This window comes from Arthrobacter sp. GCM10027362, assembly GCF_042679445.1.
Taxonomy (GTDB): domain Bacteria; phylum Actinomycetota; class Actinomycetes; order Actinomycetales; family Micrococcaceae; genus Crystallibacter.
Genome location: NZ_JBHTML010000036.1, coordinates 1 through 20824, shown reverse-complemented (window position 1 = coordinate 20824; position 20824 = coordinate 1). Strand labels below are relative to the sequence as shown.

At 67.5% G+C, this 20824-nt stretch carries 23 protein-coding genes; 7 read left to right on the top strand and 16 right to left on the bottom strand.

Going from position 1 to position 20824, the window contains the following annotated elements:
- Positions 1-5: 5 nt before the first annotated feature.
- Positions 6-1712, bottom strand: a complete 1707-nt coding sequence (locus ACFQ36_RS07960) for an ABC transporter substrate-binding protein (RefSeq protein WP_377012347.1) — start codon at positions 1710-1712, stop codon at positions 6-8.
- 248 nt (positions 1713-1960) lie between these two features.
- On the opposite strand from ACFQ36_RS07960, the gene ACFQ36_RS07955 reads away from it, so the two are divergent.
- The 4 genes from ACFQ36_RS07955 to ACFQ36_RS07940 all read left to right on the top strand — a co-directional run bounded on the left by ACFQ36_RS07955 (position 1961) and on the right by ACFQ36_RS07940 (position 5661).
- On the top strand, positions 1961-3391 hold the full coding sequence (locus ACFQ36_RS07955; protein ID WP_377012345.1) for an LLM class flavin-dependent oxidoreductase: 1431 nt from the start codon (positions 1961-1963) through the stop codon (positions 3389-3391).
- 194 nt (positions 3392-3585) lie between these two features.
- Entirely contained in the window at positions 3586-3972 is a 387-nt protein-coding gene (locus tag ACFQ36_RS07950; protein WP_377012344.1) for a helix-turn-helix domain-containing protein, read from the top strand.
- A 100-nt stretch (positions 3973-4072) separates the two neighbouring features.
- Positions 4073-4633, top strand: a complete 561-nt coding sequence (locus ACFQ36_RS07945; protein ID WP_377012342.1) for an NAD(P)H-dependent oxidoreductase — start codon at positions 4073-4075, stop codon at positions 4631-4633.
- A gap of 194 nt (positions 4634-4827) precedes the next feature.
- The gene (locus tag ACFQ36_RS07940; protein WP_377012339.1) at positions 4828-5661 is read left to right on the top strand and encodes an aldo/keto reductase; all 834 of its coding nucleotides are present in this window, start codon (positions 4828-4830) and stop codon (positions 5659-5661) included.
- A gap of 70 nt (positions 5662-5731) precedes the next feature.
- On the opposite strand, the gene ACFQ36_RS07935 is transcribed toward ACFQ36_RS07940, so the two are convergent.
- Genes ACFQ36_RS07935 through ACFQ36_RS07915 form a run of 5 tightly spaced genes read right to left on the bottom strand, consistent with a single transcriptional unit; the run spans position 5732 to position 10335 of the window.
- A complete protein-coding gene (locus ACFQ36_RS07935) occupies positions 5732-6724 on the bottom strand; it encodes an ABC transporter substrate-binding protein (protein WP_377012337.1) in 993 nt (330 codons plus the stop codon).
- A gap of 57 nt (positions 6725-6781) precedes the next feature.
- A complete protein-coding gene (locus ACFQ36_RS07930) occupies positions 6782-7246 on the bottom strand; it encodes a MaoC family dehydratase (RefSeq protein ID WP_377012335.1) in 465 nt (154 codons plus the stop codon).
- 40 nt (positions 7247-7286) lie between these two features.
- The gene (locus ACFQ36_RS07925) at positions 7287-8489 is read right to left on the bottom strand and encodes an acyl-CoA dehydrogenase family protein (protein WP_377012333.1); all 1203 of its coding nucleotides are present in this window, start codon (positions 8487-8489) and stop codon (positions 7287-7289) included.
- Positions 8486-9334: an amidohydrolase family protein gene (locus tag ACFQ36_RS07920; protein WP_377012362.1), complete on the bottom strand. Its 849-nt coding sequence runs from the start codon at positions 9332-9334 to the stop codon at positions 8486-8488. The genes ACFQ36_RS07925 and ACFQ36_RS07920 overlap by 4 nt, the downstream gene beginning before the upstream one ends.
- A 59-nt stretch (positions 9335-9393) precedes the next feature.
- Positions 9394-10335, bottom strand: a complete 942-nt coding sequence (locus ACFQ36_RS07915) for an SDR family oxidoreductase (RefSeq protein WP_377012331.1) — start codon at positions 10333-10335, stop codon at positions 9394-9396.
- 131 nt (positions 10336-10466) lie between these two features.
- On the opposite strand from ACFQ36_RS07915, the gene ACFQ36_RS07910 reads away from it, so the two are divergent.
- Entirely contained in the window at positions 10467-10979 is a 513-nt protein-coding gene (locus ACFQ36_RS07910; protein ID WP_377012329.1) for a MarR family winged helix-turn-helix transcriptional regulator, read from the top strand.
- 68 nt (positions 10980-11047) lie between these two features.
- Here ACFQ36_RS07910 and ACFQ36_RS07905 read toward each other — a convergent pair whose 3' ends face one another.
- From ACFQ36_RS07905 to ACFQ36_RS07875, 7 genes are all read right to left on the bottom strand, one after another.
- Positions 11048-11917, bottom strand: coding sequence for an ABC transporter ATP-binding protein (locus tag ACFQ36_RS07905; RefSeq protein WP_377012327.1), 870 nt, complete (start codon positions 11915-11917; stop codon positions 11048-11050).
- Positions 11907-12689, bottom strand: a complete 783-nt coding sequence (locus ACFQ36_RS07900) for an ABC transporter permease (RefSeq protein WP_377012326.1) — start codon at positions 12687-12689, stop codon at positions 11907-11909. Before ACFQ36_RS07900 ends, ACFQ36_RS07905 begins: the two co-directional genes overlap by 11 nt.
- Positions 12686-13519: an ABC transporter permease gene (locus ACFQ36_RS07895; protein ID WP_377012324.1), complete on the bottom strand. Its 834-nt coding sequence runs from the start codon at positions 13517-13519 to the stop codon at positions 12686-12688. The genes ACFQ36_RS07900 and ACFQ36_RS07895 overlap by 4 nt, the downstream gene beginning before the upstream one ends.
- Positions 13516-14496 carry an ABC transporter substrate-binding protein gene (locus ACFQ36_RS07890; protein WP_377012322.1) on the bottom strand — a complete coding sequence of 327 codons (981 nt, stop codon included), beginning with the start codon at positions 14494-14496 and terminating at the stop codon, positions 13516-13518. Before ACFQ36_RS07890 ends, ACFQ36_RS07895 begins: the two co-directional genes overlap by 4 nt.
- A 256-nt stretch (positions 14497-14752) precedes the next feature.
- Positions 14753-14920: a hypothetical protein gene (locus ACFQ36_RS07885; protein WP_377012320.1), complete on the bottom strand. Its 168-nt coding sequence runs from the start codon at positions 14918-14920 to the stop codon at positions 14753-14755.
- A complete protein-coding gene (locus ACFQ36_RS07880; RefSeq protein WP_377012318.1) occupies positions 14917-15888 on the bottom strand; it encodes a thiopeptide-type bacteriocin biosynthesis protein in 972 nt (323 codons plus the stop codon). The genes ACFQ36_RS07885 and ACFQ36_RS07880 overlap by 4 nt, the downstream gene beginning before the upstream one ends.
- A gap of 104 nt (positions 15889-15992) precedes the next feature.
- Positions 15993-16151, bottom strand: coding sequence for a hypothetical protein (locus ACFQ36_RS07875; RefSeq protein WP_377012316.1), 159 nt, complete (start codon positions 16149-16151; stop codon positions 15993-15995).
- 377 nt (positions 16152-16528) lie between these two features.
- On the opposite strand from ACFQ36_RS07875, the gene ACFQ36_RS07870 reads away from it, so the two are divergent.
- Both ACFQ36_RS07870 and ACFQ36_RS07865 read left to right on the top strand, forming a co-directional pair.
- Positions 16529-17503, top strand: a complete 975-nt coding sequence (locus tag ACFQ36_RS07870; RefSeq protein ID WP_377012314.1) for a response regulator transcription factor — start codon at positions 16529-16531, stop codon at positions 17501-17503.
- Between the two features lie 170 nt (positions 17504-17673).
- Positions 17674-18951, top strand: a complete 1278-nt coding sequence (locus ACFQ36_RS07865) for a PLP-dependent aminotransferase family protein (RefSeq protein WP_377012312.1) — start codon at positions 17674-17676, stop codon at positions 18949-18951.
- A 5-nt stretch (positions 18952-18956) separates the two neighbouring features.
- On the opposite strand, the gene ACFQ36_RS07860 is transcribed toward ACFQ36_RS07865, so the two are convergent.
- The 3 genes from ACFQ36_RS07860 to ACFQ36_RS07850 form a co-directional block, all read right to left on the bottom strand.
- Positions 18957-19178, bottom strand: a complete 222-nt coding sequence (locus ACFQ36_RS07860; RefSeq protein ID WP_377012310.1) for a hypothetical protein — start codon at positions 19176-19178, stop codon at positions 18957-18959.
- Positions 19179-19224: 46 nt separating this feature from the next.
- Complete coding sequence (gene rraA / locus ACFQ36_RS07855) at positions 19225-19710, bottom strand: ribonuclease E activity regulator RraA (RefSeq protein WP_377012308.1); 486 nt, start codon at positions 19708-19710, stop codon at positions 19225-19227.
- 67 nt (positions 19711-19777) lie between these two features.
- Positions 19778-20824: dihydrolipoamide acetyltransferase family protein (locus ACFQ36_RS07850; protein WP_377012306.1), on the bottom strand; the 1047-nt coding region annotated here is incomplete at its 5' end.

Sequence of the window (20824 nt, the reverse complement as noted above, 5' to 3'; positions counted from 1 at the left end):
GCGGATCACTTGGTGAAGTAGGCGTCGTGGAAGACCGGCTCGCCCTGCGAGGCCTCGAGCCAGACATCCTTGAGCTTGCGCTGGACGGCCAGCGAGGAGGTCTGCGTGTACAGGCCCACGGCCACCGCCTCGTCGCTGAGCGCCTGCTGCGCCTGGGCGTAATACTTGTTGGCTTCATCGGCGGTCCTGGCCGAGTTCGCCTTGAGGATGGTCTTCTCGATCTGCGCGTTGTTGTAGAACGTGGTGTTCGCGTAGTTGGGCTTTTCCTTGGTGTTCTGCCGGAAGTTGATGTACAGGATGCCGGAGTGCGGGCTCGTCCAGTAGCCCAGCTGCGCGTCGTACTTGTCCGGCGTGGAGTAGGTGCCGGCGAACAGGTCCGCCTGGGTAACCGGATGCAGGTTTACCTTGAAGCCCACCGGCTTGACCTGTTCCTGCAGGTTCTGCAGCGCGGTAGCGCCCTCCGTGGTGACGATCGAGTTGAGGCCGAAGACCAGATTAATCTCCAGTTCCTTGCCGTCCTTGACCCGGACGCCGTCCGCGTTGCGCTTGGTCCAGCCGGCCTTGTCCAGCAGCTCGTTGGCCTTGGCCTGGTCGAACGGGTAGTCATCCGCAACGTCCTTGTCATAGCCCGGCGTGCTCTGGCTGACCGTGCCGTTGCCCTCGAAGGGCACGACACCGAGGAAGGCAGAGTCCACGGCTGCCTTGCGGTCGGCGCTGTAGGCGAATGCCTGGCGGACCAGCCTGTCCGTAAACGGGCCCTGCACCGTGTTCAGGGACAGGGTCACCGGACGGCCCGGGGTGATGTACTGCTGCACCTCGTACTGGGACTTGGCCGCCTCGAAGTCCACGGTGGGGACCTCGCCGATCGCATCCGACTCTCCGCTGGCCAGCGAGCCGAAGCGGGAGGTGTTGTCCTGGACGAACGACCACACCACGGAATCCACGTAGGCCGGACCCTGGTGCCTGGCGTTTTCCGGCGCGGAGTTGTAGCCGGGGTTCTTCAGGAACGTCACGGACTCACCGCGCTTCCACCGGCCCACCGTGAAGGGGCCGGAACCGATCGGGGCCTCGCAGTTCTGCTGGTCCGTACGCTTCTTCAGCGCCGCCGGGGACTGGATGCCGAAGTAGCCCTGGCTGACGGCGGAAAGGAACGGGGTGAAGGGTGCTTTCAAGTGGATCCGGACGGTGGTGTCGTCCACGGCCTGGGCCGACTTGTAGTACTCGCCGATGTGGGCCTGGACCGTGCCGTTGCCGCCGGCGGCCCAGTAGTCGAAGTTGTCCGCGATGGCCTGCGCGTTGACCGGTGTTCCGTCGGTGAACTTCACCCCGGCCTTGAGTTTGAACGTCCAGGTCTTCTGGTCCTCGCTCACGCTCCAGGACTTCGCCAGCCACGGGACGATCTTGCCGTCGTCGGTCTGCGAAACCAGGGAGTCCAGGACCTGCCGGGACAGGAAGGCCTGCTGGACCCAGCCGCCGTATATGCAGGGCGGTTCCTGCAGGTGGGCGTAGCGGACGGTGCCGCCTTGTACTTTCTCCCCGCTCTGCGCTCCGCTGCCGGCGGCCTCAACGGAAGCGCCGCCTCCGGCACCGCAGCCGGCCAGCAGCAGGGCCAGCAGGGAGGCTGAACCGGCCAGGGCCGCCCTGACGGAACGATGGCGGCGGCTGGGGGTCGAATTGGCTGGCGCCAGGTACGCCGGCTGGCGGTTTTCCACGGTTGCTCCTCGATGGTGCTGGTAAAGGTGGTCCAGTCTTGCGCGCCGCCCGCCGCTCCGGCCATAAAACGGTCACACGGGGACCCGGCCCGTAGCGGCCGGTTAACCAACGTCACGAAGGCGGCCGCGGCGTCGTAATCCGCAACATACCGACTCGGGCGGTCTCGCTGCTCAATCCCGTTGGCCGGCGCCGCAGGCGCGGTGCCACGATCCAGGGCAACCAGGATTGAACAATGTAGGAGCAGCAAATGTCCCAGCACGAAACCAGCGGAACCGGCCGGCGCAAACCCCTTCATTTCAACGCGTTCGTCATGAATACCTCCAGCCACATCCACCACGGCCAGTGGCGGCGGCCCGACGCCCGCCAGACGGAGTTCAACGATGTGAACACCTGGATCGACCTGGCGCAGAAGCTCGAGGCCGCGAAGTTCGACGCGATGTTCTTCGCGGACGTGTCCGGCCTCTACGGCGACGCGGACGCTGACTTCGACGTGTACGCCCACGAGGGCCTGCAGATCCCCTCGAACGACCCGACTGTGCTGCTTGGCGCGCTGGCAGTGAAGACCAAGCACATCGGGCTGGCCACCACCTCGAACGTGGTGCAGAACCACCCGTTCAACTTCGCCCGGCAGCTGTCCACCCTGGACCACATCTCCGGCGGACGCATCGCCTGGAACATTGTCACCGGCGTGCAGGACAACGGAGCGCGCAACTACGGGCTGGACGCGCTGACGGACCATACCGAACGTTACCGCTGGGCGGACGAATACGTGGACGTCGCTTTCAAGCTCTGGGAAGGGTCCTGGGACGAGGGCGCGCTGCTGAAGGACAAGGAGAACGGACGTTTCTCCGATCCCGCCAAAATCCACAAGATCTACCACGAGGGCCCGCGCTACCGCGTCGAGGGCCCGCACCTGCCCTCCCCGAGCCCGCAGCGGACCCCGCTGTTGTTCCAGGCCGGCTCCTCCGCCTCCGGCCGCGCCTTCGCCGCACGCAACGCCGAGGCCGTCTTCATCATCGCGCCAAGCCCCGGCGTCGCGCGCGAGCTGATCGCGGATACCCGCCGGCTCGCGGTCGAGGCCGGACGCCGGCCCGAAGACATCAAGTTCTTCCCGGGCCTGTCCTTCATCATCGGTGACACCGAGGAGGAGGCCCAGGCCAAGGCCAGGTACTACGACGAGTACGTCAGCGTGGACGGCTACCTCGCCCACGCCGCCATTGTGGACAAGACCGGACGCGTCTACCCGCCCGAAACTCCGCTCTCGGCCGTGGACACTAACACCATGAAGGGCTTCACCGAGTGGGTATCCAGGCATATTACCGACCGCGAACCCGTGGTCGCCGACATTGCCCACCTGCAGGCCCGGAACTCGCGGGTGGTCGGCACCCCCGAGCAAATCGCCGACAAGCTGGAGGAATGGCAGGGTGCCGGCGTCGACGGCATCAACGTCATCAACTGGGTTATCCCCGGCTCCTTTGAGGAATTCGCGGACAAGGTCCTGCCGGTGCTGCGCGAGCGCGGCCTGGCCCAGACCGAGTACGCCGAAGGTACCCTGCGCAGGAAGCTTTTCGGGTACGACCACCTGAACGAGCGCCACCCGGCCGCCGCCTACCGCGGGGCCTTTGCCACCGGACCGCAGAGCTGGGCCGAGGCCGAGGCGCTGCGGACCGCCCGGTAGCAGTTGTGGGTGGGGTCGCTGCCGCTTCGCGACTCCCCCACCCTCGCACGCCCGGCCTGGGACCCTCGGGCACTACCGCTTCGTGCCCTCCCAAGCCTCGCACGCTCGGCCTGGGACCCTCGGGCACTACCGCTTCGCGCCCTCCCAAGCCTCGCACGCTCGGCCTGGGACCCTCGGGCACTACGCTGGGGGGCATGGCCCAGATCAAACCCCGCGCCACCGAGGCCCTGTCCGAAGCGGACGCCGCCAGGCTGCGGCGCGCCCTCGAGGACAGCGCGGACGTGACGGTCTTCGTCAACGGCACCACGGTGAGGCTGCCCGAGCAGGCCGCCGGCGCCGTCGTCGACCTGCTCGAACGCTTCGCCCGCGGCGAAGCGGTGGTGGTCACCTCCGCCGAAAAGCTGCTGAACACCTCGCAGGCGGCCGAGGCGGCGGGGGTGTCGCTGACCTATATGCGCCGGCTGACGGACAACGGCACGATTCCGGTCCAGTACCGCGGCACGCACCGGCGGATTCGGCTCACGGATGTGCAGGCGTGGCTGGAACAGCGTGCCAGCGCCTCGAATGAACCTGCCGAGTGAGCAACGCCACAGCCGTTCGGACGCCCGCGCGGGAATCGTGACATGTCACCGCGTCGTTATGTTCGGTGCCCGTATAAGAATGCACCATCCTAGGAGAAACATGACCATCCAGGTTCTCGCCCTCGTGGGCAGCCTCCGCAGCGCTTCCGTCAACGGCAAGCTGGCAGAGGCCGCCGCCGCCCTCGCCCCGGAAGGCGTCGAGGTCACCATCTACGAAGGCCTGGCCGATGTCCCCTTCTACAACGAGGACCTGGACGTGGAAGGCGCCGTTCCGGCCGCCGCCGAGGCGCTGCGCGATGCCGCCAAGGCCGCCGACGCCCTGCTCCTGGTAACCCCCGAATACAACGGCACCACCCCGGCCGTGCTGAACAACGCGATCGACTGGCTGTCCCGCCCGTACGGCGCCGGTGCCGTGAAGGACCTGCCCGCCGCCGTCGTCAGCGGCTCGCCCTCCGCCTACGGTGCCCAGTGGGCCAACGCGGACGCCCGCAAGGCCCTCGGGGTGGCCGGCGCGAAGGTGCTCGAGGAGGCCTCGATTGCCGTCGGCGGCCGCTTCCAGGTCTTCGCCGAGACGCATCCGAAGGACCACGAAGAGACCGCTGCCGAGCTGGCCGGCGTCCTCTCCGCCCTCGTCGGCGCCGTGGAGCCGGTCAACGCCTGACCTGCCCGCAGGCCCTGCCCGGAACCGCTGTCCCGCAGCCGTCCGTTCCACACCGGAACACGGCCCGCGGGACAGCGGTTTTCCATTTGGGCCTCCAGAGGGGCCGGCTGGGCGGTCTTCAACTGCAGCAGCCGAACCTCTACGCTGGGTGCTGGCAGTACCGCCGCTGCCCCGACCGACCGAAGGATTGCGCCGTGAACGTTGAGCTGGCCCCCGTAGTAACCCTGCGCAACGGTGCCAAGATGCCGCTGCTCGGTTTGGGCACCTGGCCGATGGAGAACGCCGAGGCCGCCGAGGTGGTGGAGACGGCGCTGGACATGGGCTACCGGTTGATCGACACGGCAGAAAACTACGGCAACGAACCCGGCGTCGGGACGGCGATCAAACGCAGTGCGGTGCCGCGCGAGGAAATCTTCGTCACCACCAAGTTCAACAAGCAGTGGCACAGCTACGACGGTGTGGAAGAGGCTTTCGAAGCCAGCGCGCGGCGACTGGGGGTCGAGTACATCGACCTGCTGATGGTGCACTGGCCGGTACCGGAACAGGACCGGTACGTAGACGCCGTGGCCGGGATGGCCAAGCTGCTGGCCGACGGCCGCATCCGCGCCATCGGGGTGTCCAATTTCAAGCCCACCCACCTGCGGCGCCTCTTCGATTCGGGCCTGGTGCCGGAGGTCAACCAGATCCAGCTCGATCCCCTGCATACGCGGCCGGACATCGTGGCCCTGCACCGCGAACACGGCATCGTCACTGAGGCGTGGGGCCCGCTCGGCCGCGGCGGAGCGCTGCTGCAGGACCCGACAATCACCGCCCTGGCCGAGAAGCACGGCCGGACGCCGGCCCAGATCGTGCTGCGCTGGCACACCCTGGTGGGGAACGTGGCCATCCCCAAGTCCTCGCACCCCGATCGGCTGGCCGAGAACCTGGCCATCTTCGACTTTGTGCTGGGCAGGGAGGAACTGGACGCTCTCAGCGCGCTGAACGCCGGGGACGAGGGGTTGCTGGACGCGGACATCTTCGGACACTGATCCGCTCCGGCGGCGCCGGCATGGCCGGGGCCCTCCCCTGCGGGAAAGGCCCCGGCTCGCTGCCTTGCGGCTACTTGACGGTCATCGCCGCCACGTCCGGCTGCTTGTCGACGAACTTGTACTCGACCATGAGCCTGCCCATGTCCTGCAGCACCTGGGTCCGGACCTCGGGATCGAAGGTTTCCATCTTCAGGTTCTTCGCCACCTCCGGCGGCATGTTCATGAACTTCGGCAGGATGGCCCGGACCGCATCCGGGTTCTTCTCGGCCTGCTCCAGCACCTCGGTGACGGCGGCCTTGAAGTCCGCGACCACCTCCGGGTTGTCCTTGATGTACTGGCCGGAGGAGAAGGTGACCATGGTCGGCAGGCCCGGCAGCGCTTCCTGGTTCGGGTAGCCGACCAGCTTGTTGTCCTTGTCCGCCAGGGCCCGGCTCAGGAACGGCTCCGGCAGCCAGACGGCATCAGTGTTGCCGCGCTCCAGCTGGGCTTCCATGTCCTGGAAGGGCATCTCGTTGAACTTGAGCTTGGACGGATCCGCGCCGTCGAGCTTGGCGCTCTGCATGATGGTCAGGTCGCCCTGGGTCTTCAGCGCGTTGACCGAGGTGGTCTTGCCCGCCAGGTCCTTCCAGCTGCTGATGCCGGAGTCCTTCCTGGTCACGACGCCATTAATGTCCTCGCCCTCGGCCTTGGAGGCCGAGTAGCCGGTGACGATCTTCATGTCCAGGCCTTTGGTCGCCGCCGTCATCACCGACAGCGGGTTGCCGACGGCGAAGTTCAGGGTCCCGGTGGACACGGCCGGGAGCATGGCCGCCCCGCCCTGGCCGGGCTGCAGTTCCACGTTGAGGCCGTGCTTTTCGAAGATTCCCTCGTCAATGCCGTACTGCATGGCGGCGGACGGGGCGATGGACAGCACACCCACGGTGATGTCCCTGGTGCCGCCGGAAGCACTGCCGGGTCCCGCTCCGGTTTCGGCGGAACCGGAGGGCGAGCCGGAACCGCAGCCGGTCAGGGCCAGCGCGGCAATCGCGCCGCCGGCGAGCAGCTTGGCGAGGTGCTTTTTCATTCTGATCCTCTTCCTTGAGGGCGGGTGACGGGTGGGTGCCGGCGGCTCCGGCGGTGGTCAGGCGTAGAAGCGGGCGAGGAATTCGGCGACGACGGCGGGACGCTCCTCGCCTTCGATCTCGATGGTGTTGGAGGTCTTGATCTGCACGCCGCCCTTGACCTCGGTGACTTCGGCGATGACCGAGTGCAGGCGGACCTTGGCGCCGACCTTGACCGGGCTGGTGAAGCGCACCCGGTCCAGGCCGTAGTTGACCTTGGTCTTGACGCCCTCGACGTCGAACAGCCGGCTCCACAGCGGGATGATCAGGGACAGGGTCAGGAAGCCGTGGGCGATCGGGGCGCCGAAGGGGCCTTCCTTGGCCTTCTCCGGGTCCACGTGGATCCACTGGTGGTCATCGGTGGCGTCGGCGAAGGTGTTGATTTGATCCTGGGTGATTTCGAGGTAGTCGGTGTAGCCCAGGTCGCGGCCGGCCAGGCCGGACAGTTCCTCGAAGGTGGCAATGGTCTTGCTGGTCGTGCTCATGTTCTGCTCCAGTTCCTGATTGTCTTCGGGCTCGGTTGGATCAGCGGAAGGCCCCGGTGCCGGTGATGGCCCGGCCCACGACCAGCGCATTGATCTCGTGGGTGCCTTCGTATGAATAGATGGCCTCGGCGTCCGCGTGGAAGCGGGCGACGTCGGTGTCCAAGGTGATGCCGTTGCCGCCGCAGACCTCGCGGGCCAGGGCCGCAGTCTCGCGCAGCCGCAGGCTGGTGAACATCTTGGCCATGGCCGAGTTCTCGTCCTTGTAGATGCCTTCCTCCTGCTGCCGGGTCAGGCGCACCACGAGCCCTAAGCTGGCAGTGAGGTTGGCCAGCATGAGCGAGAGCTTCTCCTGGATCAGCTGGAAGCCGGCCAGCGGCTTGCCGAACTGCCCGCGCTGCTTCACATAGCGCAGCGCCGCCTCGTAGGCGCCGGCCTGGGCGCCGGTGGCGATCCAGGCCACATCCGAGCGCATGTTCCGCAGCAGCGAGGCCACGTCCCGGAACGAGTTGACGTTCTGCAGCCGCGCGGACTCGGGCACCACCACGTCGGTGAGGGTGATGTCGGCATTCTGCATGATCCGCAGGCTGGTCTTGTGCCGGATCTTGGCCAGGGCCACCCCGGGCGTACCGGTGGGGACCAGGAAGCATTTGACCTGCCCGTCCGCCTCGTCCCGGGCGAAGACCGCCAGCACGTCGGCAGCGAGGGCCCCGCCAATCCAGCGCTTGGCGCCATTGAGCACCCAGTTCCCGCCGTCGTGCCGGGCGCTGGTTTCCAGGCCGCCGGCGATGTCCGAGCCGTGGCCGGGCTCGGTCAGCGCGAAGACGCCCTTGTACTCGAAGGACCGGATCTTCGGGTCCAGTTCGGCCGCCTGTTCCGGGCTGCCGCCCAGGTTCACCACGGTGCGGAAGAGCCCGGACTGGGCATTGTACCAGGTGGCCACGGAGGCGTCCGTGCGGGCCAGTTCGAAGTTGCGGAACCCCGAATAGAGGCCGGACGGCACGGCGCCGCCAATGGTGAGTTCCCAAGGATCCATCAGCTTCAGGTCGATCAGCGGCCGGGCGATCTGCGCGGGGAATTCCCCGCGCTCCCAATAGTCGGCCAGCAGGGGGTGCACCTGTTCGTCCAGCACCCGGCGGAGCCGGCCGAGTACCGCCAGCTCGGCGCCGGTCAGCAGCGACGCGTAGCCGTACTGGTCCGAGGGGTACAGGCCGGCCGCGGCCTGCACTTCGGTGGTGGTGCTCATGCCTGCTCCCGGCGGTCCAGGCCCAGCAGCTTCACGGCGTTGTGCTTGAGGATCTTCGGGCGCACCTCGTCCCGGACCGGCAGGGCGGCGAAGGCGTCCAGCCATTTGGCCGGGGTGATCAGGGGGAAGTCGGTGCCGAAGAGCACCTTGTCCTGCAGCACGGTGCCGGAGAGCCTGACCAGGGACTCCGGGAAGTACTTCGGGCTCCAGCCGGACAGGTCGATGAACACGTTCGCCTTGTGCGTGGCGATCGAGTTGGCCTCGTCCTGCCAGGGCACCGAGGGATGGGCCATGATGATGGTCAGGTCCGGGAAGTCCGCGGCCACCTCGTCCAGCAGCAGCGGGTTGGAATAGCCCAGCTTGATGCCGTAGCCGCCGGGCAGGCCCGCGCCCATGCCGTTCTGGCCGGTGTGGAAGATGGCCGGCAGCCCGATCTCCTGCAGCGCCTGCCAGAGCGGGTAGAACCGCGGATCGGCCGGGTTGAAGCCCTGCAGGCTCGGGTGGAACTTAAAGCCGCGCACGCCCCAGTCCCCGGCCAGGCGCCTGGCCCGGTCGATGGCCTCAGTGCCGGTGAGCGGGTCCACGGACCCGAACGGGATCAGCACGTCGTTGTTGCGCGCGGCGCCCTCGGCGATCTCCTCGATGCTGTTGGGCTCGTGCCCCAGCCGGGTGCGCGCATCCACGGTGAAGACCACCGCGGCCATGTTCAGCCCCCGGTAGGTCTCGGCGATCGAGTCCAGCGACGGGGAGCGGTCCTCGGCCCTGAAGTACCTGCCCGAGGCCTCGGTCAGCGCCGGCGGCAGCGACGGGTGGCCGCGGCTGTCGACCTCCACATGCACGTGCATGTCGATGGCCTCCAGCCGGGCGACGTCCAGGCCCGGCTCGTAACGCACCGGCGCCACGGCTACTTGGTCCCGGCCGGTTCCGGCTGCAGGTCCGCCGGCAGGTCGGGGAACTTCTCCCCCACCGGCTGCAGCCTGTCCCCGAAGAGCGCCTCGAACTTCTCCACCAGGGTCTGGAAGTCCCAGCCGCCGTCACGGTATTCAGTGGCCACCGGCTCCGGGTGGCTCCACAGCTGCAGCCGGTCCCCGCCCACGCCGATGGCCTGGCCGGTGACCCGGGCCGCGGCGTCGGAGGCGAGGAAGGCGACCAGGGGCGCGACGTCGGCCGCGGTGCCGAAGCCGAGCTCCTTGCGGAAGAATTCCGGCATCGGCTCGCCGCGCTCCTCGGCCTGAACGGCCTTCTGGAAGAACGGCACGGTCCTGGTCATGGCGGTGGCGGCCACCGGGATGACGGCGTTGGCGGTGACCCCGGCCCTTGTCATCTCCAGCGCCCAGGTGCGCACCATGCCCACGATGCCGGCCTTGGCCGCGGCATAGTTGGTCTGTCCGAAGTTCCCGCGCTGGCCCGTCGGGGAGCCGACGGCAATGATCCGGCCGGGCACGCCGTGCTCCTTGAAGTAGGCCCAGGCCTCGCGTACGCAGGTAAAGGTGCCGCGCAGGTGCACGTGGATGACCGTATCAAAGTCCTCGTCGGTCATCTTCAGCAGGGACTTGTCCCGCAGCACCCCGGCGTTGGTGACCAGGATGTCCAGCCGGCCGAAGTTCTCCACGGCGGCGGCCACCAGGGCCTTCGCGGTTTCGGTCGGCCCGACGGGGGCGGCCACGGCCACGGCCCTGCCGCCGGCTTCGGTGATCGAGGCCACCGCCCCCCCGGCCACCGCCGCGTCCACGTCGTTGACCACGACGGCGGCGCCCCGGGCGGCCAGTTCCTGCGCGTAGGCCAGGCCCAGGCCCCGCCCGCTGCCGGTGACAATCGCTACCTTGCCTGCCAGATTCTCTGCCATCCGAATCTCCTTCGCTGCTGCCGGTTCCCAGTCCGGACCGTGGGGGTTATGCTGAACTGAAATCAATGACAACCTATACCATTGAAAAAGTCAATCATTATCTTGCCTGAACCACAGTATTGCGAGGAACCATGTCTGCCCAGCCCTCCACGGACTCCCGGACGTCGCAACGCGGCGAGGTCCCGGACATCCCGCAGACCGGTATCGAGCGGCTGGAACACACCGAGTTGGCCGCCGAGATCGAATTCCTGACCGCCCGCGCCCGCTCGATCGGTTCCGGCCGCGCCAACCGCATGCTGGCGGACCTGGACCTGAAGGTGCGTTCCTATTCGGTGCTCTCGCTGGCCTGCAGCGGGGAACACCCCTCCCAGCGGGAGCTGGCCGACTTCCTGAGCCTGGACCCGAGCCAGATCGTTGCGCTGGTGGACCAGCTGGAAAAGCGCGGCGCGGTGACGCGGGAAGCGGACCCGCGGGACCGCCGGTCCAAGGTCATTGCCGCCACCCCCGCCGGACGCCGCCTGTACAAGGCCGCCGCCGCCGTCGTCCGCCAGTCCGAGGCGCAGTCGATGCGCCGGCTCAGCCCGGCCGAGCGGGAGACGCTGCGGTCCCTGCTGCACCGCGTGGCCTTCGACAACGGGGACTGACGCGCCCTTCCTGCCCCGGGACCCCGGAAGCGGGCACCTTACGAAGGCGCCCGCTTCCGGCCTGAGGATCAACGCGCCGCGGCGGCGGGACGGTGGCCGGCCTTGGCCAGCTGGATCTGTTCGTAGACGTGGTGGCGCAGCTCGGTGAAGCGCGGCAGGGCGCGGGTGTTGAGCTGATCGCGCTCGTCGGGCAGGTCGATGACCAGGTCCTCCTGGATGACCGTCGGCGAGGACGAGAGGATGATGACCCGTTCGCCCAGGTAGACGGATTCGTCGATGTCGTGGGTGACGAACAGGACGGTCACGCCCAGCTTCTTCCACACGGTGCGGATCAGGTCCTCCAGGTCCGCGCGGGTCTGCGCGTCCACGGCGGCGAACGGTTCGTCCATCAGCAGCACCTCGGGCTGGTAGGCCACGGCGCGGGCGATGGCCACGCGCTGCTGCATGCCGCCGGAGAGCTGCCAGGGGTAGGACATGGGCACGTGGGACAGCCCCACGGCCTCGAGCGCCTCGTCCACGAGCTTGTCCCGTTCAGCCTTGGGCACGCGGGCGTTCTTCAGCGGCAGCTCGACGTTCTCGCGCACCCGCATCCACGGGAACAGGGACCGGCCGTATTCCTGGAACACCACGGCCATCTTCTTGGGCGGGCCGGAGACCACCGTCCCAGCCAGGAGCACCTGCCCCTCGGTGGGGGCCATGAGCCCGGAGATGCACTTGAGCAGGGTGGTCTTGCCCGAGCCGGAGGGGCCCACCAGGCAGGCCAGCTCCCCGGCCCGCAGGTCGAAGGTGAGGTTGCGCACCGCTTCGACGGGTCCGCCGTCGGTCTGGTAGACCTTCTTCAGGTTCCGCACCGAGAGCATGGCCTCGCCTTCGGGCAGGGTGCGTCCGGCCGGCGCCGGGCCGGACACGGTGGTCTTGCCGGTGGTTTCAGGCTGCATTTTCTACCTCTCGCAGGCCGTGGTACCAGCGCAGGATGCGCCGTTCGGTGTACTGGAAGATAAAGGACATGGCGACCCCGATCAGGCCCAGGATCACGATGCCGGACCACATTTCCGGGATGGCGAAGGAGCGCTGGAACTGCACGATGGTAAAGCCCAGCCCGGAGGACGAGGCGAACATTTCGGAGATGACCATCAGGATCAGCCCGATGGACAGGCACTGGCGCACCCCGGCCATGATCTGCGGAGCGGCCGAGGGCAGCACCAGGTAGCGCACCCGGGCTGCACCGGTGATCCCGTAGGTGTGGGAGGAGTCCGAGAGCACCGAATCGATGGCGCGCACGCCCTCGATGGTGTTCAGCAGCACCGGCCAGATGCAGCCGGAAATGATCACGACCACCTTCATGGAGTCGGTGATGCCCATCAGCAGCATCAGCACCGGCACCAGGACCGGCGGCGGGATCGCCCGGAAGAATTCCAGCACCGGCTCGGTCAGCGCCCGCAGCCACCGCACCGACCCGATCAGCAGGCCCGCCACAATGCCCAGCACGATCGCCGAGACCACGCCGACGATGAGCCGGCCGATGCTTGGCAGGACGTCGGTGAGGATCCGATCCCCGAACCAGGTCTCGGCGAACGTGGAGACCAGCATGCCGGGCGTGGGGACGAAGAAGTTCTTCGCGCCCAGCGTTGCGGCCCACCAGATGAGGACCAGGATCGCCGGCAGTGCGACGGCGTACAGGATGGCCTTGAGAAGGTTGGCCGCTTTCACACGATCACCTCGGAACGCACGGAGGAGTGCCAGGAGAGCGTCCGGCGCTCGATGAAGCGCATGAGCAGGTTGATCAGCACCCCGATCAGGCCGGTGGCCAGCACCAGGGCATACATGCCCGAGATGGCCCCGCCGGACTGGGCCAGGGCGATCTCGTGGCCCAGGCCCGGGGAGCCGATCACGAGTTCGGCGGTGATCGCCAGGATCAGCGCCACCGACGCGGCCAGGCGCACCCCGGTCATCAGGTACGGCAGTGCCGTCGGGAACACCACGTGGCGGATGCGGGCGGCCGTGCCCAGCCCGTAGCTGCGCGCGGTCTGCATGGCGACATTGTCCACGTCCGCCACCCCGTAGAGGACCTGGATGAACACCTGCCAGAACGAGGCGTAGACAATCAGCATCAGGGAGGACTCGATCTTGACCCCGAACAAAAGCACCGCCAGCGGGATCAGCGCCACCGACGGGATCGGGCGCAAAAACTCCACCGTGGAGTTGGTGAACTTCCGCAGGAAGGAGCTCGACCCGATAATGAACCCGGCCACCACGGCCAGCACGATCGCCATGAGCAGGCCCAGGAACCAGGCCAGCATGGTCTCGCCCACGGCCACCCAGAATGCGGTCAGCCCGAAGTCCCGTGCCAGTGCGGCGATGACCTCGGAAGCCGGGGGCAAAAACCGCGGCTCAACGATCCCCGCCCGCGGGATCAGCTCCCACACCAGCAGGAAGATGATGATGCCGGCCAGACCGAGCAGCTGCCTGGCCGGCCCCTTCCTTCCGGGCTTCCGAGCCGCCCCGGCGGAGGCGGAAGCGGTTACGACAGGGGCAGTCATGGCAGCAGCTCATCCAGGTTCGGAGCCTTGGACAGGGTGCCGTACTTGGCGGCTGCCTCGCCGAGTTTGTTGGCCGCGTCGCGGTTGAAATCCGGGCGGTAGCGCGGCAGCGTCATCTTGTCCCGGGTTGCCTGGTCGATCTTGGTGTAGGTGCCCACGATGTCCCGGACTTCCTGCGGGTTGTCCTGGGCATACTCCAGCGACTTGTTCATCGCCGTAGTGAATTTCTTCACCAGCTCCGGGTCATTGGCGACGGTGTCGCCGGTGGTGAAGTAGCCGGCAATGTCCAGTTCCGGATTGAAGTCGGCGAAGTTGTAGGTGATGACGCGGGCGCCCTTCTCCAGCGCCGAGCTCAGGAACGGCTCGAGGATCCAGGCAGCGTCGACCTGCTTGTTCTCCAGCGCGGCCGGTGCGTCCGGGAAGGCCACTTCCACGAACTTGACCGACTTCGGGTCCCCGCCGTCGGCCTCAACCACGGAGCTGATGGTGGTGTCGCCGATATTGGACAGGTTGTTGACCGAGACCTTCTTGCCGGCCAGGTCCTTGGGCGACTTGATCGGCGAGTCCGCCGGCACGACGACGGCACCGATGTCCTTTTTCTTGTCCCCGGTGGTGGAGGCGCCGTTGGCCACGAACTTCAGGTCCAGGCCCTTGTCCTTGGCAACCATGACGGAGATCAGATTGGAGAAGGCGAAGTCGAAGCTGCCGCTGACCACGCCGGGCACAATCGCGGCGCCGCCGGTGGCCGTCTGGATGTCCAGGTCCAGGCCCTCTTCCTTGAAGAAACCCTTGGAGTCACCGAGCCAGATCGGGGCGGTGTCCACGATCGGGATCACCCCGACGCTGATCCTGGTCAGGTTGCCGCCACCGGCCGTCTCGGACGGGGCGGCCCCCGAGCCGCTCGGGGAGCCGCCGCCGCAGGCCGACAGGGCCAGGACCGAGGCAACGGCTACCAGCGCGGTCAGTGCACGTTTCATTTCCACTCCTAGTCAGGCTGCCGGCAGCACCGGCGCCGTTCGATGGGCGAACCGGTGTTCTCCATTCACTGTGGTTCACCCAAAGTTGTGAGGTCAAACACGCCTTTCAATCGTTACCCACACGATACGCAAGAAGCTTAATAGTCACAACAGTTGAGGAAACCAACTATATTGGCTTCCCCAACACAAAGGAACTGGCCGGAACCGTTGGGGGGAGTTCCGGCCAGTGGCTTATGAAATTATGCAGACGCGCCCGCTACTGCCAGGAATGGTCCGCCCAAGCGGCGTCGCGCGAGTAGTCGTCGGCACGCAAATTCAGCATGTCGCCGTCCTGGCCGTGGGCGCCCAGCACACCCAGCACCTCCATCGAGGAGCCCTGTTCTGCAATGTCCGGAACGGTTCCGGACGGATTCTGTGAGCTCATATTTCCCTCTTCTCCAGCAGGAAAGACTCGACATCCGGAGTCCAGCCCCGGGCATAAATACCCAGCGAGGCTTCCTCCCAGGAAGTGAAGCCCAGCCGGTTGACCATCAGATGGGCCTGGCTGAACGTCAGGTGATGCGCACTCCTGCTCGCGCGGGCCTTGTCCGCCCGGTAGAGATACGTGTCGATGGCGCGGGTCCAGCGCCGCCGCCAGTTCTGCACGCTGCTCTCGGCCGCGGTGGCGGCCATCAGCCGGTGCATTGGCTTGGTCCGGGACATCAGCCCGACCTCCAGGCCGGCCCGGGCCTTGGCGGCTTCGCGGCCCAGCTCCGCAGTGGATGCACGAAGGTGGTTGTTCCAGTAGTAGTCCCACGACAGCCTGGTCCGGTCCGGCCACTGGGCGGCGCGGGCACCGTGGAACATGGCCCAAGCCGCATCCGAGAGCAGCAGGGCGGCCAGCGCCGAGCGGCCCTGGCGCTTGCTGAAACGCTGGGTGGCCCACATGGCCAACTCCGAAGAGAGCTCGAAGACCTCTTCCGCGAGTTCCAGGCCCTCGGGCCCGCCGAAACGGTCCAGTTCGGACTCCTGGACTTCCTGCAGCTCCATGCCGGCTGCCAGGAGGGAGTAGGACTCTTCATACTGCGCCGGCAGGACGTAATGCTGCTCGGTCCGGACCGTGGCCAGGCACCGGGCCCGGTTCCGGGCCGCCATCTCGAACCTCCGGAGGCTGTCGAGCATGGGGCGGCTGCCCAGGAACCGGACCTTCACGTGGTGCCCCACCCGGTCGGCATGCTGGCTGAAGTACCAGCGTCCCACGCCTTCGCGGCGGGCGTGGGCTACCAGTGGCGTAACCAGTTCTCCTATGACGGCTTCGGCCTCGTCCTGTCTACCGGTGTAAATAGACAGGACCCACCAGTATGGTTCGAGGCCGAGCGACTCGGACGTGCGGACGGCTGTCAACTGGCTCATGCGCTGCTCCTAACGTTGCTCGCTGGTGGGTGGGGGAGGGAAGACCGGCCGTCCTGGCTACGGGATCAGCGGCATGGCTTCCGGATGGGGCGGTTCAGGGATTCCTACCAGTCCCAGGCCTTGGCACTCAGGATGGCGCCGCTGGGGGCCTTGGCCGGCTGGACTGCGGTCTGGCCGCCGTCGGCGACCGCAGGAGTGGAGGCGGTCACCGCACCCAGGGCGACCAGTAGACCGGCAGTAGTGCATGCAATCTTCTTCAACATGGCTATCCCCTTCGAGTGGCTGAGACTTGAGGCGGGTGGCTAACCCGGCATCACCAGAATTCCGCTGGCCGCCAGGTAAGTCCAGCCACCGCCGGGGCAACTTCCGGACATGCCCGGTAGAGGACTTACGGCAGCGCTTGTCCGTTTAGTGCCAGCGGCCGGAGCCGGCGAAACCGCTTGTGATGTCGGGACTTCGGGGCCCGCGGCCCGGCCCGGAAGGCCCCTTCCCGCAGAGCTGTCAGTATCCTGCCATGGCATATAGTTACACCCACAAAATGCTCCGAAACGGAGCTGCCGCGCCGATAGAGTGATGGTGATTCCGGCCATGACCATGGTGCCGGTATACCCGCCGCGCCATCAATGGAAGGGGGCTCGCGGTGATCAGCACCACGGCGTTCGAGCTGTACCAATACGCGGTAACCCACCCCGGATGGACCCGGGAGGATGCCTCGACCGCGCTCGGCTACACGCTGCGCGACCTGGACAAAGCCATCGAAGAGCTGGCAGCCCGGCGGCTCTTCCAGCTGCCCGCGGACGGCGCCGGCTACATGGTGGCCATCTCCCCGGACGTAGCCCTGTCCCAACTGGTGGAAGCGGACGAACGGCTGCTGATCGACCTGCGCACCAAGATCGCCAGCCACCGCAGCGACATGGCGGCCCTGGTACCGGCCTATGTCGCCGCGCGCAGGAAAATCACCATGGATTCCGGCGTGGAGGTACTGGAGGACCCCGTGGTCATCCGGAACCTGCTGATCGACTACGGCCGGGACGTCGGCGAGCAGGTCCTGATCGCGCAGCCCGCCGCCTCCACCGCGGATGTGCACCACGAGGGCATCCAGAAGGACCTGGAGCTCCTGGAGCGCGGCGTGGTCCGCAAGAACCTCTACAACGCCAGCACCCTGGACCATGTGCCGACCCGGAAGGCGGTGGCGGCCACCGCGCCGGCCGGACTGGAATACCGCACCCTCACCTACGTGCCCCTGAAGCTGATGGTCTTCGACCGGAGCCTGGCCCTGGTCGGCCGCCAGCACCATCCCGGGGACAGGGCGGCCCTGGTGGTGCGCGACGTCAGCCTGATCAATATCTTCATCCATCTGTTCAACGTCGGCTGGGACCTGGCCTCCCCGTACCCATGGCAGGACGAGGACGACGGCGACGATTCCGGCCTCACCAGCGTCCAGGCTGCGGTGCTCCGGGGCATGGCGGCAGGGTATTCGGACGAGGTGATTTCACGCCGCCTGAACATCAGCGTCCGCACCTGCCGCCGGCACATCGCCTGGATGCTGGACGAACTTGGTGCGGACAGCCGTTTCCAGGCCGCGCTCAAGGCCCGGGACAGGGGCTGGATCTAAGATTGGGGCGCTCCCGCAGTGCCGGTTCCACCCGTTCACCGCCGCCCCGCACGCTCCGCAAACGGAGACCCAGCCCGTTCCCTTGCGGGGCCCTCAAGCCCCACTCCAGCGCGGAAAAACAAATAGAAAACGGCCGTTGCGCATTAGGCAACCTCGGCTATTCTGAGTGGATGGTCACTCCGGATACGCCCCTTGCCTCCGCAGTTCCCGACGACGTCGAGGTCGCCCTCGAACGGGCGGTGGCCGCCCACCGGCACCAGCACCTCTTCGCCGAGCGCGCCTCCAACATCAAGCAGTCGGCCGTCCGCGATGTCTTCGACATCTCCATGCGCCCCGGCCTGGTCTCCCTGGCGGGCGGCAATCCCTTCCTGCAGTCTTTGCCGCTGGAGAAGCTGGGCACCATCGCCTACCAGCTGGTCACCGAACAGGGCCTGACCGCGCTGCAGTACGGCGGCGGCCAGGGCACCCTGGAGCTGCGCCGGCAAATCTGCGAGGTGATGGCCGAGGAAGGCATCACGGATGCGGACCTGGCCAACGTCGTCGTCACGATCGGCTCGCAGTCGGCCCAGGACATCGCCTGCAAGGTCTTCTGCAACCCCGGGGACGTGGTGCTGTGCGAGGATCCGACCTACGTGGGCGCGCTGAACACCTTCGAGGTCTACCAGGTGCGGGCCGAGCCGGTACCCATGGATGCCGGCGGCCTGGTGCCCGAGGAGCTGGAACGCCGGATCGCCGAGCTGCAGGCCTCCGGCGCGAACGTGAAGTTCCTCTACACCATCCCCAGTTTCAACAACCCGTCCGGCATCACCTTGGACGCCGGGCGGCGGCAGCAGATCGTGGACATCTGCCGCCAGGCCAATGTCCTGGTGCTGGAGGACAACCCCTACGGGCTGCTGCGCTTCGACGGACACCCGATCCTCCCGCTGCGGGCCGGGAATCCCGACGACGTGATCTACCTGGGCTCGTTCTCCAAGATCCTCGCCCCGGGCCTGCGCATCGGCTGGGCCCTGGTGCCTGCCCACCTGCAGCGGCGCTTCTACCTGGCCAGCGAATCCGTCATGCTCTGCCCGCCGACCCTGAACCAGATGCTGATCTCCGGGTACCTGGAAGAGCACGACTGGCGCGGCCAGATTGCCACCTACCGGCGGCTCTACGCCGAGCGCTGCGCCGCGATGCTGGCCGCCCTGCAGGAGTTCATGCCGGAAGGAATCAGCTGGACCAAGCCGGACGGCGGCTTCTTCGTCTGGGTCACGATGCCCGGGCACGTCGACACCTATCCGCTGCTGCACAAGGCGATCGACGCCGGCGTCGTCTTCATCCCCGGTGCCGCCTTCACGCCGTCGGACCGGCCGTCCAACAAGCTCCGGCTCGCCTTCAGCGCCGTGTCCGCCGAGCAGATCCGCGAAGGCGTCCGCCGGCTGGCCCCCGTGCTGCAGGCGGCGATCTAAGAACCTCAGCGGCGCTTCCGGACGTACCTGTGGTAGGCGTAGCGGCCGCCGAAGTAGAGCGCCAGCACCAGGATGATCCGCAGGATCGGGTTCATCCCGGGGAGCAGGAAGATCAGCACGTAGCTGAGCAGGAACACGCACAGCGTGGCCCACAGGGTGCCGCGCCAATCGATCCGGGGCATGCCGCCGTCGTTCTTCGCAGGCCGCTGCGGCCGGTAGTCGCTCATGCTCCCAGTCAACCATGCCCGAACGGGCCGGGGCCCAGCGCCCGGCTCAGTATCCAACCAGAATGCCGTCCCGGTCGGCGTAGAGCATGGCCCCGGGACGGATCACGACGCCGTCGATCCGAAGCACCGCGTCCACCTCGCCGGCTCCTGCCTTGGCGCTCTTGCGCGGGTTGGTGCCCAGGGCCTTGACCCCCAGCGGCAGCCCGGCCAAGGCCTCACGGTCCCGGACGGCCCCGTGGACGACCACTCCGGCCCAGCCGTGCTCCACCGCCGCGGCGGCGATCATGTCCCCCATCAGCGCCGTGGTCAGCAGGCCGCCGCCGTCCACCACCAGCACCGCTGCATTGCCGGCGGAGTTCAGTACGGACTTGACCAGGCCGTTGTCCTCCCGGCAGCGCACGGTACGGACCGGGCCGCTGAAGGCCTGCCGGCCGCCGAGGTCCTGGAACTGCAGCGACAGCGACTGCAGCTCCTCGCCGTGCTCGTCGTACAGGTCCGCGGTTGCCGCCGGCCGGGCATTCGGATCAGTCACGGATAGGCTCCTCCTCGCCACATGAAACCGATCCTACCGGGGAACGACCGCGACAGTCAGCTGCCGGCTAGTCCAGCAGCAGGGCCGGCTCCTCCATGATGGACGCGACGTCGGCCATGAAGCGGGCGGAGAGGTCGCCGTCGACCACGCGGTGGTCGAAGGAGCCGCCCAGGGTGGTGATCCAGCGCGGAATGACCTCGCCGTCGAGCACCCAGGGCTTCTGCTTGATGGTGCCAAAGGCCACGATGGCCACCTCGCCGGGATTGAGGATCGGCGTGCCGGTGTCGATGCCCAGCGCCCCGATGTTGGTGATGGTCAGGGTCCCGCCCTGCATCTCGGCCGGCTGGGTCTTGCCCTCGCGGGCGCGGGCGGCCAACTCGTTCAGGGCAATGGCCAGGTCCTTCAGGGACAGGTCCTGGGCGTCCTTGATGTTCGGCACCAGCAGCCCGCGCGGGGTGGCCGCGGCAATGCCCAGGTTCATGTAGTGGTGGATTAGGATCTCGTCACCGTCCTGGCCGGAGGCCCAGGTCGCATTCACCGACGGGTTGCGCGCCGCGGCCCAGATTACCGCCTTGGCCAGGATCAGCAGCGGGGAGACCTTGATGCCCTCATAATCCCGGCTGGCCTTCAGCCGCTTGACGAACTCCATGGTCCGGGAGGCGTCCACGTCCACGAAGATGCTCACGTGCGGTGCGCTGAAGGCGGACCTGACCATGTTCTCCGCGGTGATCTTGCGGATGCCCTTGACCGGGATCCGCTCGACCCGCTGCTCCTGAGGCTCCAGGGACGGAGCCCAGAACCGCTCCGCCGCGTCCACCTCGGCATCGCGCTGGGCCTGGTAGCTGAGCAGGTCCTGCTTGGTCACTTCGCCGTCGCGGCCGGTGGGGGTGATGTCGGCCAGGTCGATGCCCAGGTCCTTGGCCGCCTTGCGCACCGGCGGCTTGGCCAGCACCCGGGTGATCAGCCGGCTCACGGCCGACTGCACGTCACCGCGCTGGTGCGGCTTGGCGCCGGGCAGTGCTTCGTCCTCGACCGGCGTCGCGCTGTCGGGGGTGGGAGCCGGCGGCACGTGCGTAGCCTGCGGATGTGCCTGCGGCGCGGCCGGCAGGTGGAG

Coding starts and splice junctions, on each gene's coding strand:
- ACFQ36_RS07860 (WP_377012310.1), bottom strand. CDS start 19,178: ATGAGCGACTACCGGCCGCAGCGGCCTGCGAAGAACGACGGCGGCATG.
- ACFQ36_RS07895 (WP_377012324.1), bottom strand. CDS start 13,519: ATGACTGCCCCTGTCGTAACCGCTTCCGCCTCCGCCGGGGCGGCTCGG.
- ACFQ36_RS07930 (WP_377012335.1), bottom strand. CDS start 7,246: ATGAGCACGACCAGCAAGACCATTGCCACCTTCGAGGAACTGTCCGGC.
- ACFQ36_RS07885 (WP_377012320.1), bottom strand. CDS start 14,920: ATGAGCTCACAGAATCCGTCCGGAACCGTTCCGGACATTGCAGAACAG.
- ACFQ36_RS07920 (WP_377012362.1), bottom strand. CDS start 9,334: ATGCACGTGCATGTGGAGGTCGACAGCCGCGGCCACCCGTCGCTGCCG.
- ACFQ36_RS07880 (WP_377012318.1), bottom strand. CDS start 15,888: ATGAGCCAGTTGACAGCCGTCCGCACGTCCGAGTCGCTCGGCCTCGAA.
- ACFQ36_RS07945 (WP_377012342.1), top strand. CDS start 4,073: ATGACCATCCAGGTTCTCGCCCTCGTGGGCAGCCTCCGCAGCGCTTCC.
- ACFQ36_RS07935 (WP_377012337.1), bottom strand. CDS start 6,724: ATGAAAAAGCACCTCGCCAAGCTGCTCGCCGGCGGCGCGATTGCCGCG.
- ACFQ36_RS07890 (WP_377012322.1), bottom strand. CDS start 14,496: ATGAAACGTGCACTGACCGCGCTGGTAGCCGTTGCCTCGGTCCTGGCC.
- ACFQ36_RS07955 (WP_377012345.1), top strand. CDS start 1,961: ATGTCCCAGCACGAAACCAGCGGAACCGGCCGGCGCAAACCCCTTCAT.
- ACFQ36_RS07910 (WP_377012329.1), top strand. CDS start 10,467: ATGTCTGCCCAGCCCTCCACGGACTCCCGGACGTCGCAACGCGGCGAG.
- ACFQ36_RS07925 (WP_377012333.1), bottom strand. CDS start 8,489: ATGAGCACCACCACCGAAGTGCAGGCCGCGGCCGGCCTGTACCCCTCG.
- ACFQ36_RS07915 (WP_377012331.1), bottom strand. CDS start 10,335: ATGGCAGAGAATCTGGCAGGCAAGGTAGCGATTGTCACCGGCAGCGGG.
- ACFQ36_RS07865 (WP_377012312.1), top strand. CDS start 17,674: ATGGTCACTCCGGATACGCCCCTTGCCTCCGCAGTTCCCGACGACGTC.
- ACFQ36_RS07905 (WP_377012327.1), bottom strand. CDS start 11,917: ATGCAGCCTGAAACCACCGGCAAGACCACCGTGTCCGGCCCGGCGCCG.
- ACFQ36_RS07875 (WP_377012316.1), bottom strand. CDS start 16,151: ATGTTGAAGAAGATTGCATGCACTACTGCCGGTCTACTGGTCGCCCTG.
- ACFQ36_RS07950 (WP_377012344.1), top strand. CDS start 3,586: ATGGCCCAGATCAAACCCCGCGCCACCGAGGCCCTGTCCGAAGCGGAC.